Origin of the sequence: Nocardiopsis sp. JB363 (assembly GCF_900143625.1) — a bacterium.
In the GTDB taxonomy this organism is placed as follows: Bacteria; Actinomycetota; Actinomycetes; order Streptosporangiales; family Streptosporangiaceae; genus Nocardiopsis.
The window spans coordinates 1-7,496 of sequence record NZ_FRFF01000148.1 but is presented as its reverse complement, the minus strand read 5'-3'; the positions used below and the strand labels follow the sequence as shown (position 1 = coordinate 7,496).

Below are 7,496 nucleotides of genomic sequence, written 5' to 3'. Positions count from 1 at the left end.
CCCCCCCCCCCCCCCCCCCTTTTTTTTTTAATGATACGGCGACCACCGAGATCTACACCTCTCTATTCGTCGGCAGCGTCAGTTGTGTATAAGAGTCAGGTGTTGGGCGGTGCGGGTGGCGGGGATCAGGGAGGTGGTGGTGACGTCATGGTGGTTCCCGGCGGCCGAATCTAGCGTTTGAGGAGCCGGGGAGGACCCGGAGATTTTCGGTCTCGTCGAGGAGAGTCATGATCGCGGTGAACCCCCCTTCCTTAGGTGTCGTTGAGGGCCCCTTGTGTTATGGGCGTGGTGTGCGGCGTGGTGTTCGGGTGCTGGCCTTCGATGAGAGTGGGCCGGGGCGCATCGTGGAGGAGTTGGGGGATGCGGCCGAGGCCGATCATGTGGCGGTGGTGGTTCCGGGTAACGACAACGACCTGGGTAACTACTTCGATCAGGCGAGGTTGACGCGGCCGCGGGCGAACGCGGCGATCCTGTTGGAGGAGATGCGTCGTCAGGCGCCCACCGAGCGGGTGGCGGTGGTGGTGTGGGTGGGGTATCGGACTCCGCGGGGGTTCGGTGAGGCGGTGATGCGGGCCCCGGCCGAGCGGGGTGCGCGTGATCTGGTGCGGTTGACGCGGTTCTTGCCGTCCTCGGCGCGGGTGACGTTGGTGGGGCACAGTTACGGTGCGGTGGTGTGCGGGTTGGCGTTGTCGCGGGCCCGGGTGGATGAGTGTGTGGTGTTGGGCAGCCCGGGGTTGGGGGTGCGTGACCGGGACGCTCTGGGGTTTTCGGGGAATCTATGGGCGGCTTTGGGACCCAAGGATTGGATCCGGTTCTTTCCGCGCGGCTATGTGGGCGGGGTGGGGCATGGGCCTTCGCCGTTGCGGTCGGGTTTTGGGGCGCGGGTGTTCACCACCGGCGACATCCCCGGGCACTGCTCCTATTACCGGTCCGGGAGTGAGTCGGTGCGCAACATCGCCCGGATCGCGGTGGGCCGGTATGAGCGGGTGAGTGTGGTGGGTGGGCGGAGCGAGCCGGTGCCGGCCGTTGAGGTGCCCGGTTCGGTGGTGGCCTGATGGTCGCGGACACGGCGATCCTGGCGCAGGGTCTGCGTAAGGGGTATCGGGGCGGCAAGGTCGCCTTGGACGGGGTGGACCTGCGGGTGGGGGCGGGGACCGTGCACGGGCTGTTGGGGCCCAACGGTGCCGGTAAGACCACCATGGTGCGGGTGTTGGCGACCTTGTTGTCCTTCGATTCCGGACGCGCGTGGGTGGCAGGGGCCGACGTGGTGGCCCGGCCCTGGGCGGTGCGTGAGCGGATCGGGTTCGTGGGCCAGTACGCGGCGGTGGACGAGGTGTTGAGCGCGCGCCGCAACCTGGAGATGTTCGGGCGTTTGTACCACTTGGGGCGGCGGCGGTCGCGCTCGCGTGCCCAGGAGTTGTTGGAGCGCTTCGACCTGGTGGAGGCGGCCGATCGGCCGGTGCGCACTTTTTCGGGTGGGATGCGTCGTCGATTGGATTTGGCGGCGGGGCTGGTGTTGGATCCGCGGGTGTTGTTCTTGGACGAGCCGACCACGGGGTTGGATCCGCGGAGTCGCGGTCAGGTGTGGGAGATGGTGCGTGAGTTGGTGGCGGGCGGCACCACGGTGCTGTTGACCACCCAGTACCTGGAGGAGGCCGATCGGTTGGCGGATCGGATCTCGGTGATGGACGCCGGGAGGGTGATCGCCCAAGGCTCCCCTGTGGAGTTGAAGGAGCGTGTGGGCGGGGGCCGGGTGGAGGTCGTGGTGGGTCGTGCCGAGGAGTTGGGGGTGGTGGCCCAGGTGTTGGAGCGGATGGCGGGCGCGCCGCCGTCGGTGGATGTGGACACGTTGTGTGTGCGGGCTCCGTTGGCGGGGCGGGGTGCGGCGTTGACCAAGGTGGTGCGGGCCTTGGACGAGGCGGGGTTGGACGTGGAGGACATCGCGTTGCGTCGGCCCACCTTGGACGATGTGTTCTTGGGGTTGACCGGTCGTGAGGGCGAGGAGCCGGGCGATGTGGGCGGGGGTGGGTCGTGGTGAGCGAGGTGGAACGGGCCCGGGGCCTGGTGGGTGTGGCGGGGGTGTGGTCGCGGCGCCTGGGGTGGGCGGTGGCCGACTCCTGGGTGGTGGCGCGCCGTTATCTGACGCATCTGGTGCGCAAGCCCGATGAGGTCGTGGGCACGTTGATGATCCCGGTGTTGGCGGTGTTGCTGTTCGGGTTCGTGTTCGGTGAGGCGTTGGGCGCGGCCATGGGGGTGGGTGGCGACCAGTATCGGGATTTCCTCATGCCGGGGTTGTTCGCGTTGACGATGGCGTTCGGGATCGGCAACACCACGATCGCGGTGGTCTCCGATGTGGGACGTGGGGTGGTGGACCGGTTCCGGACGTTGCCGATGGCGCCGTCGGCGTTGTTGGTGGGGCGGTCGATGGCCGACGTGGTGGCGGCGTTGGTGGATTTGGCGGTTCTGGTGGGGATGGGGTTGTTGATCGGGTGGCGTTGGCATCTGGGGGTGGGGGCGGCGCTGGCGGCGTTGGGGTTGTTGTTGCTGTTGCGGTTGGCCTTCACCTGGATCGGGATCTGGTTGGGGTTGTTGGTGCGCGGCCCGGAGGCGGCGATGAAGTTCTTCGCGTTGGTGTTCCCGTTGGCGATGGTGGCGGAGACGTTCGTGCCCACGGAGATGGTGCCGGGGTGGGTGGCTCCGGTGGCGGAGTGGAATCCGTTGTCGGCGACGGTGTTGGCGTGTCGGGAGTTGTTCGGGAACACGGTGGTGACCGGTCAGGGGTGGGTGGCTCAGAACGCGGTGTTGATGGCGGTGGTGTGGCCGTTGGTGTTGTTGGCGGTGTTCGTGCCGTTGTCGGTGGCCCGGTATCGCCGGTTGAGTCGTTGATGATCGGGGCGGGGCGGTGCCGCGGGGGCGGGGCTCGTCCCGCTTTTGTGTGCGGGGGCCTCTCGCGCCGTTTGCGTGTGCGGGGTGTTCAGGGACGGGTGGTGTTGTGCAGGTATTGGGCGAAGGTGGTGCGGCCCACGGGGTGGTCGGGGGCCAGGTGGGCGCCGCGGCGGTAGGCGGCGAAGATGCGGCCCGGGGCGCGCAGGGGCCAGCGGTGTTTGTGCATCCGGTGGGCTTGTAGGTAGGTGTGGGCCAGGTCGGCGAAGGGTTCGATGTGGGGTCCGCCCAGGTCGTGGACGCGGCCGGCGGGTTCCTCTTGGGCCAGGCGGGCCAGGCGTAGGGCCACTTCGGCGGGGTCGATGGGTTGGGCGTCCACGTCGGGGTAGGGCATGGCGGGCAGTCGTGCCATGCGTTGGCACAGGCCTTCGATGAGTGTGTGGAATTGGGTGGTGCGCAAGATGGTGACGCCCAGGTCGCTGGCTTGGAGGGCCTGTTCGACGGTGTGTTTGGTCTTGTAGTAGCCCAGGGGGATGCGGTCGACGCCGACGATGGAGATGTAGATCAGGTGGTGCACGCGTGCGGTGCGGGCGGCGCCGATGAGGTGGGTGGCGGCTTGTAGGTCTCCGCCGGTGGGGGTGGAGGCCAGGTGGAGCAGGGTGTGGACGCCGTCCAGGGCGCGGTGGAGTCCGGCGCCGTTGCGTAGGTCGACGGTGTGGGCGTGGGGGTCGGTGGGGTCGGGGTGGCGGCTCAGGGTGCGCACGTGGTCCTGTCCTTGGCGGAGCAGGTCGGTGACGTGGGTGCCCAGGGCGCCGGTGGCACCGGTGACCAAGATCGTGCGCATGTTCCACCTCCGAGTCCGGGGGTTCACGTTAACACCGCATTGGGTGGTTTTCGTGGGTTTTCAACGGGTGGTGGTGCGGGTGTCGTCGCAGGTGGGCAGGGGGTCGTCGGTGAAGGTGTGGAACATCGGGGCCCGGCCGGGGGTGGTGGTCCGGGCGGGTGGCGGGGCCCTGGTGGTGCGTGGTCCACGGGTCGGCGCAGGTGATGAGAGGTGTCGTGGAATGTCCGGTTAGAGTGCTGGACATCGTCGGCGCAGACGGTGCCGTCGCAATGTGGTGAGGAGTGTGCCCATGTCCGCTCTCGTGCAGGAGTTGACGGCCGCCTTGGGCCAGGGGTCGGTGGTCACCGATCCGGAGGTGATGGCCGGGTATGCGCACGATGAGGCCGAATGGGCTCCCTTCGGTGGCCCGGTGGCGGTGGTGCGTCCCCGAAAGACGGCGGATGTGGCGCGGGTGGTGCGGGCCTGTGTGGAGCACGGGGTTCCGGTGGTGGCGCGTGGCGCCGGTACGGGACTGTCGGGTGCGGCCAACGCCGGTCAGGGGTGGGTGGTGGTCTCCTTCGAGCGTATGGACCGGGTGTTGGAGGTCGACGCGGTCCAGCAGAGCGTCACGGTGCAGCCGGGGGTGGTCAACGATGACCTGCGTGAGCGGGTGGCTCGGGAGGGGTTGTGGTATCCGCCGGACCCGGCCTCGGCTGCGTGGTCGACCATCGGTGGGAACGTGGCCACCAACGCGGGCGGGTTGTGCTGTGTCAAGTACGGGGTGACCCGTGACTACGTGCTGGGCATGGAGGTGGTGACCGGTACCGGTGAGGTGGTGCGGTTGGGTCGCACCACCGCCAAGGGGGTGACCGGTTATGACCTGACCGGGCTCATGGTGGGTTCGGAGGGCACGCTGGGGCTGGTCACGGAGGTGACGTTGCGTTTGGTGCCCGCCCGCAGCGGGGTGGAGCACACGGTGGTGGGCTATTTCGACTCGTTGGTGGACGCGGGTCGGGCGGTGGCGGCGGTTTCGGCGGCCGGCATCGTGCCTTCGGCGATGGAGTTGATCGACCGGTTCTGTCTGCGTGCGGTGGATGAGTGGAAGAACATGGGGCTCTCGGCCGAGGGTGAGGTGTTGTTGTTGGCCCGTAGTGACCTGCCCGGTGAGTCGGGTCAGGTCGAGGCCGACCGCATCCTGGAGTGTTTTGAGAAGGAGCGGGCGGTGTACGCGGTGCGTTCCACCGACGCCGAGGAGGCCGAGGCGTTGTTCTCGGCGCGCCGGTTGGCCTACCCGGCGTTGGAGCGGTTGGGTCCGTTGCTGACCGAGGACGTGTGCGTGCCCAAGGCGCGGGTGCCGCAGATGTTGGCGGCCATCGAGCGAGCGGCGGAGCGTTTCGACACCCACATCGGCAACATCGCCCATGCCGGTGATGGGAACCTGCATCCCCTGTTCATCGTTCCGGCCGGGGACGAGGCGGCCAAGGAGCGGGCCAAGCAGGCCTTCGAGGTGATCGTGGACGAGGCGTTGGCGATGGGCGGCACCGTCACCGGTGAGCACGGGGTGGGGTTGCTCAAGATGCGCGGGGCGGCCCAGGAGTTGGGACCGCAGGTGGTGCAGATGCATCGGGCGGTCAAGGCGGCGTTGGATCCGCGCGGTGTGCTGAATCCGGGCAAGGTGTTCGCCTGAGTTCGCGTTCGGTGCGCGTGTTCGGAGCGTGGGGGTCGTTCTCGATGAGGACGGCCCCCTTCTCTTGGGTCGAGGCTCAGGTGTGGGTGAGGTGGTCGTGCAGGTGGGCGGCGGCGGTGAGCATGGCCCGGGAGCGGCCCAGCAGGTCGTGGGAGCGCTGGGAGAGGGCCTCGTTCAGGGCGCTGGTGTCACTGCTGTGGCGCAGTTGCTCCAGGACGGGGCCGATGTCGGGCAGTGGGTAGCCGACTTGGCGGAGCAGGTGGACGATGCGGGCCAGGCGCACGTCGGCGGGGGTGTAGGTGCGGTACCCGGTGGTGGGGTCGCGTTGGGGGGTGAGCAGGCCGGCCTGTTCCCACACGCGCAGGGCTGAGGTGCGTACCCCCAGGTGGGCGGCGGTCTCGCCGATGCGCAGGTCACCGCGGGGTGGTGTGGGGGCGCCCTGGGTGCGGTGGGCGATGGCGGACAGGGCCTGGCCGGCCTGGTTCAGGGCTTGGCGGTGTCGGTGCAGGTCGGCGTGGGCGGTGTCGATCAGTTCCAGGGCCCGGTCGGTGTCCTGTGCGTGTACTGCGTGCATGATCTCGCGGGAGGTGTGGCTGCCGAAGGCGGTGTACAGGGCCCGGTAGGTGAGCAGGGCGCGTTGGTGGTGGTGGGTGAAGACGCGGTATCCGGATGCGGTGCGTGGGGTGGGTGGCAGCAGGCCCTCGTCGGCGTGGTTGCGGACCTGTTGGGTGGAGATGCCCGCGGCGCGGGCCAGGTCGATGGGGCGCAGGCGGACCGGCTCGTCCACGCGGTTCCTTCCCTGAGGGTGTGGGTGGTGGGGTCAGGATAGGGCTGAGCGCCCCGGGGTGGGGTGGGTCCCGAGGTGATGGGGTTGTTCGGATCGGCCCTGTCCGGGGGCGATCGGAGGGAACCGGGCGGGGTGTGGGGCGCGTCTCATCGTGAGGAGAGTCGCTTGGAGAGGATGTGCCTCATGTCCGGTGGCGTCATGGCCCTGCTGGCCATCGCGGTCGTGATCATCATCGCGATCACGGTGATGAGCGCCGCGGCCGAGCGCGAGCGGGCCCGCGCTTTGCGTGTGTGGGCCGGTGGGCGGGGGTGGGGGTATGCGCGTGAGCGGCCCGAGTTGGCCGACCGGTTCGCCGGTGCGCCCTTCCGGCGGGCCCCTTCCAACGCCAGGGCCGTCCACGTGCTCTGGGGTGAGCATCGTGGTCATCGGGTGTTGGCCTATGAGTACACCTACATCACCTGTGGGCAGGACGGTCGGTCCGCGCCCACCACCCATCGTTTTCCGGTGGTGGCCGTGCCCACCCCGCCCACTCCACTGTTGGGGGTGCGCGCCGATACGGGGCGTGCCCTCTCGGAGTCCCGGGGCGGGAATGAGGTGCGGGTGGGTGAGCCCGGCTTCGACGAGGTCTTCGAGGTGCGTTGCCAGGACGAGGCGTTCGCGCGGGTGTTGCTGGATGAGCGGGTGCGCACCTGGCTGTTGGGTGATCCTGGGGGGCGGGCGCCGTTCCGGTTCACCGGTGGGCATCTTCTGGCCTGGGGTGAGGGTGGGATGGAACCGGAGGTGGTGATGGCCATGGTCGATCCTCTGATCGACCTGCTCGAACTCGCTCCGGCCGGGGTGTGGGAGGGCGCCCGGGGTTGAGCGGGGGTGGTGCGGGGGTCGGGCGCGGTCGACGGGGGCCGCGCCCGATTCTTGTTCCCCGCTTCCCCCGGTGGGTCAGGGCCGTATCAGGGCCGCCAGGTGGGCAGGTCGGTCCAGCGCAGCGGGTCGGTGAGGTGGGCGGTGTCGTTGAGGACCACGACGGAGGCCGGGGCGTTGGGGCGGTAGCGGATCACGGTCAGGGCGGCATGGGCCACCGGGGTGGTGATCCACCGCCATGGTGGTGCGTCCAGGGCGTGGGCGAGCAGGTGGGAGATCAGATAGGCGTGGGTGATGACCACTTCGCGGCGCGGGTGTGGCCCTGGGGCGGGGCCGGTGAAGCGTTCCCGGGCGCGGGCGGCCAGATCGGGTGCGTGTTCGGAGGATGGGATGCGGTCGATGAACTCCAGGATCTGTTCGGCGTGTTCGGGGGGTAGTTCGTGGCGGGTGGGCAGGTG

8 protein-coding genes are annotated in these 7,496 nt (G+C 69.1%); 5 read left to right on the top strand and 3 right to left on the bottom strand.

Translation table 11 applies throughout. The features are described 5' to 3' along the window. Positions 1-227: 227 nt before the first annotated feature. The 3 genes from BQ8420_RS23740 to BQ8420_RS23730 are packed head-to-tail and all read left to right on the top strand — an operon-like array spanning position 228 to position 2,886. Positions 228-1,055, top strand: a complete 828-nt coding sequence (locus BQ8420_RS23740; RefSeq protein WP_087101384.1) for an alpha/beta hydrolase — start codon at positions 228-230, stop codon at positions 1,053-1,055. Next, a complete protein-coding gene (locus BQ8420_RS23735; protein ID WP_087101383.1) occupies positions 1,055-2,038 on the top strand; it encodes an ATP-binding cassette domain-containing protein in 984 nt (327 codons plus the stop codon). The genes BQ8420_RS23740 and BQ8420_RS23735 overlap by 1 nt, the downstream gene beginning before the upstream one ends. After that, positions 2,035-2,886 carry an ABC transporter permease gene (locus tag BQ8420_RS23730; RefSeq protein WP_200816067.1) on the top strand — a complete coding sequence of 284 codons (852 nt, stop codon included), beginning with the start codon at positions 2,035-2,037 and terminating at the stop codon, positions 2,884-2,886. Before BQ8420_RS23735 ends, BQ8420_RS23730 begins: the two co-directional genes overlap by 4 nt. Before the next feature lie 88 nt (positions 2,887-2,974). On the opposite strand, the gene BQ8420_RS23725 is transcribed toward BQ8420_RS23730, so the two are convergent. Then, positions 2,975-3,727 (bottom strand): SDR family oxidoreductase, encoded by a 753-nt coding sequence (locus tag BQ8420_RS23725; protein ID WP_087101381.1) that lies wholly within the window; start codon positions 3,725-3,727, stop codon positions 2,975-2,977. Between the two features lie 289 nt (positions 3,728-4,016). Here BQ8420_RS23725 and BQ8420_RS23720 point away from each other — a divergent pair, with 289 nt between their 5' ends. Further along, positions 4,017-5,393 (top strand): FAD-binding oxidoreductase, encoded by a 1,377-nt coding sequence (locus BQ8420_RS23720; RefSeq protein WP_087101380.1) that lies wholly within the window; start codon positions 4,017-4,019, stop codon positions 5,391-5,393. Between the two features lie 76 nt (positions 5,394-5,469). Here the strand turns inward: BQ8420_RS23720 and BQ8420_RS23715 are convergent, their stop codons facing one another. Beyond that, complete coding sequence (locus tag BQ8420_RS23715; RefSeq protein ID WP_087101379.1) at positions 5,470-6,180, bottom strand: MerR family transcriptional regulator; 711 nt, start codon at positions 6,178-6,180, stop codon at positions 5,470-5,472. A 183-nt stretch (positions 6,181-6,363) separates the two neighbouring features. Between BQ8420_RS23715 and BQ8420_RS23710 the strand changes: the two genes are divergently transcribed. Further along, positions 6,364-7,041, top strand: coding sequence for a hypothetical protein (locus tag BQ8420_RS23710; protein ID WP_087101385.1), 678 nt, complete (start codon positions 6,364-6,366; stop codon positions 7,039-7,041). Positions 7,042-7,127: 86 nt separating this feature from the next. On the opposite strand, the gene BQ8420_RS23705 is transcribed toward BQ8420_RS23710, so the two are convergent. Continuing rightward, on the bottom strand, positions 7,128-7,496 hold a 369-nt coding region (locus tag BQ8420_RS23705), incomplete at its 5' end, for a histidine phosphatase family protein (RefSeq protein WP_143847516.1).

Coding starts and splice junctions, on each gene's coding strand:
- BQ8420_RS23740 (WP_087101384.1), top strand. CDS start 228: ATGATCGCGGTGAACCCCCCTTCCTTAGGTGTCGTTGAGGGCCCCTTG.
- BQ8420_RS23735 (WP_087101383.1), top strand. CDS start 1,055: ATGGTCGCGGACACGGCGATCCTGGCGCAGGGTCTGCGTAAGGGGTAT.
- BQ8420_RS23725 (WP_087101381.1), bottom strand. CDS start 3,727: ATGCGCACGATCTTGGTCACCGGTGCCACCGGCGCCCTGGGCACCCAC.
- BQ8420_RS23720 (WP_087101380.1), top strand. CDS start 4,017: ATGTCCGCTCTCGTGCAGGAGTTGACGGCCGCCTTGGGCCAGGGGTCG.
- BQ8420_RS23710 (WP_087101385.1), top strand. CDS start 6,364: ATGTCCGGTGGCGTCATGGCCCTGCTGGCCATCGCGGTCGTGATCATC.